Source organism: Prescottella defluvii (assembly GCF_000738775.1).
In the GTDB taxonomy this organism is placed as follows: Bacteria; Actinomycetota; Actinomycetes; order Mycobacteriales; family Mycobacteriaceae; genus Prescottella; species Prescottella defluvii.
On record NZ_JPOC01000241.1, the window covers coordinates 1 to 380 of the forward strand.

The following is a 380-nucleotide window of genomic DNA, read 5'->3' on the forward strand; positions in this document are numbered from 1 at the left end:
CCGCCGCGGCCCCGGCCACCTTCAGTGCCAACTCCGCGGTCAACTCGGCATTCGCCAAGCCGCGCACGCCGTCCGTGCCGAACATACGACCCATAGAACCGATCCCTCGCAATCCGGTTGTGCAATCCGGGTGAGTATCCAGGTAAAACACAAGAGCAGGCGTCCGGTAGCGAAAGAACTCTACGAACGCCTGCTCTCGTGGTTGAACAGGTGCCGGAGCCGACACGAATGTCGGCTCCGGCGACACATCAGCGCTTGGAGTACTGAGATGCCTTGCGGGCCTTCTTCAGGCCGTACTTCTTGCGCTCGACGGCGCGAGCGTCACGCGTGAGGAAGCCGGCGCGCTTGAGCGCGGGGCGATCCTCGGCGGTGACCTCGAT

1 protein-coding gene is annotated in these 380 nt (G+C 63.9%); it reads right to left on the minus strand.

The features are described from left to right. Positions 1-248: 248 nt before the first annotated feature. On the minus strand, positions 249-380 hold a 132-nt coding region (gene rpsI / locus IJ15_RS0124715), incomplete at its 5' end, for a 30S ribosomal protein S9 (RefSeq protein WP_031940943.1).